This window comes from Salinimicrobium marinum (assembly GCF_014651535.1).
Taxonomy (GTDB): domain Bacteria; phylum Bacteroidota; class Bacteroidia; order Flavobacteriales; family Flavobacteriaceae; genus Salinimicrobium; species Salinimicrobium marinum.
On record NZ_BMXB01000036.1, the window covers coordinates 1 to 2,395 of the forward strand.

3 protein-coding genes are annotated in these 2,395 nt (G+C 43.9%); all 3 read left to right on the forward strand.

Annotation, left to right across the window (positions count from 1 at the left end):
* The first annotated feature begins 76 nt into the window (after positions 1-76).
* Positions 77-355 (forward strand): IS66 family insertion sequence element accessory protein TnpA, encoded by a 279-nt coding sequence (gene tnpA / locus IE056_RS18205; protein WP_189606418.1) that lies wholly within the window; start codon positions 77-79, stop codon positions 353-355.
* Positions 355-696 carry an IS66 family insertion sequence element accessory protein TnpB gene (tnpB, locus tag IE056_RS18210; RefSeq protein ID WP_189606419.1) on the forward strand — a complete coding sequence of 114 codons (342 nt, stop codon included), beginning with the start codon at positions 355-357 and terminating at the stop codon, positions 694-696. Before tnpA ends, tnpB begins: the two co-directional genes overlap by 1 nt.
* 75 nt (positions 697-771) lie before the next feature.
* Positions 772-2,322 (forward strand): IS66 family transposase, encoded by a 1,551-nt coding sequence (gene tnpC / locus IE056_RS18215; protein WP_189606420.1) that lies wholly within the window; start codon positions 772-774, stop codon positions 2,320-2,322.
* The last annotated feature ends 73 nt before the right edge of the window (positions 2,323-2,395 follow it).

The window sequence follows — 2,395 nt, forward strand, 5'->3', positions numbered from 1 at the left end:
GTATCCACCCCACCAACTGCATCTTGATTAGCTGACTTTCTACCGATAGCTTTGCTGCTCTAAAATAATATTTATTATGAGCAAACAGGAAGAAATGTACACTTTAGTTAATGAATATCGTAATAGCGGCCTTTCGGCAAAAGCCTTTAGCAAAGAAAAAGGAATCAGTCCTTCCACTTTTTGTTACTGGATCCGCAAAAAGAAAGATGAAGATCAGCCCGGGGGATTTGTAGAAGTTACCAAGGGATTAAACTCCTCCTCCGGTGAGCTGGAACTTATTTATCCCAACGGGGTCAAACTTCAAATGAATGCTACGGACCTGGGACTTATTGCCCGGTTAGTTAAGCTGTATTAATGTTCTCCTTAGGTTCCTCCCATAATTATCACTTTTATCGTAAGTCATGTGATATGCGAAAAAGTTTTAATGGTCTGAGTGGACTGGTGAAAAATGAGCTAAACCGGGAGCCTACCAGCGGTGATGTGTTCGTTTTTCTTAACCGGAATCGCACCCATCTCAAGCTGCTTCACTGGGAGCGTGGCGGCTTTGTTTTATACTACAAACGCCTGGAGCGGGGAAGCTTCACTCCGCCTGTAATTAGAGAAGATCAGACCAGTTTTACCTGGACGCAATTGGTACTGATGATAGAGGGTATTACAGTTGAAAAAAGTGTTCAGAAACTGCGCTATTCTCACTAGAGAATAAGGGTGTTTTATCAGTAAAAACAGGGGTTCACGATAGGTTTAATAGGTCTGTTTTTGTATCTTTAACCCATGCAAGAACCCTTAGAAAACCTTACTAAAGATCAGCTTTTGGCCCTCCTGAAGAAGGAGACGAAAAAGAGGGAAAAAGCTGAAAAAAGTGTTTCTAAAAGGGAACAAGAAGTTGAAAAAGCAGAGCATAAGATTGCTGACCTGAAATTCCAGGTGGAGTATTACAAACGCCTGGCCTTTGGCCAAAAAAGAGAACGCTTCGAAGGGGATAAAAACCAGATGAGCCTTCCCTTTGAGATGGAACCCCAAAAGGCAGCAGCACAAGAAGCCGAGTTAAAAGAAAAGCTTAAGCTTGAGCGTCGCAAAAAAACCACCAACCATAAAGGAAGAATGGCCCTTCCGGAGCATCTTGAGGTAAAAGAGATCGAGATCTATCCTGAAGAGGATCTTACCGATATGGTTTGTATCGGCAAAGAAGTGACCGATGAACTGGAATACGAGCCTGCTAAATACTATATCAAACGCTATATCCGCTATAAGTATGCTCCTAAAAGTAAAGAAGGAGTAATCATCGGGGAACTTCCCCTGCGGGTTATTGAAAAAGGAATCCCGGGAGCCGGACTCCTGGCTTCTATTTTAGTCGATAAGTACCAGGATCACCTTCCGCTTTACCGGCAGCTCCAACGCTTTAAACGAGCAGAGATCCCTATAGCATCTTCCACCCTGGAAGGTTGGACCAGGCAAAGCCTTAAAATCATCGATATCCTTTATCAGCACCTGCTGGAGGATATTCGCTCCAAAGGTTACCTCCAAAGTGACGAAACACCCATAAAGGTGATGGATCCTGCTAAAAAAGGAAAAACACATCAAGGTTATTATTGGGTACATCATTGTCCCATAGATGGGACCGTACTCTTTGATTATCAGCCCGGGCGTAGCCGTGAGGCTGCCGATCATGTATTGGCCGGGTTTAAAGGCTACCTTCAAAGTGATGGCTATGCCGCTTATGATAAAATAGGCAAGCGTGAGGGGGTTACTCACCTGAACTGCTGGGCCCACGCCAGAAGGGAATTTGATAAGGCAAAGGATAATGATAGGGAGCGCGCTGAAAAAGCCCTAAGCTTTATCCAGAAACTCTACGCGGTGGAAGCCCAGGCACGAGAGCAAAACTTAAGCCCGCAGCAGCGTAAATCCCTGCGCCTGGAAAAAGCCTTGCCTGTTATTAATGAATTTGGAAAATGGATGTTCGATCAGATGAAACATCAGCTAATCCTTCCCAAAAGTCCTATCGGAAAAGCCTTCAAGTATTCTATGGATCGTTGGGATCAGCTTAGCGCCTATCTTTTTGATGGTATTCTGGAGATCGATAATAATTTAGTGGAGAATGCCATCAGGCCATTGGCCCTTGGTCGAAAGAATTACCTGTTTGCGGGTTCTCATTCAGCAGCAGAAAGAGCTGCAGGAATCTATTCCTTCTTTGCCATCTGCAAAAAACACGAGGTAAATCCATATGAGTGGCTTAAATATACCCTGGAGAATATCATGTCCATAAACCATAAAGACATCCGGAATCTCTACCCTCAGAACTACAAGAAATTACAGCAAGTTTAGGTCAAGTTTATCCGAGGGGAACCGGTAAATAAAATTATGCTAAGTTAGTAGATGTGGTTGGTGGGCCGCATAC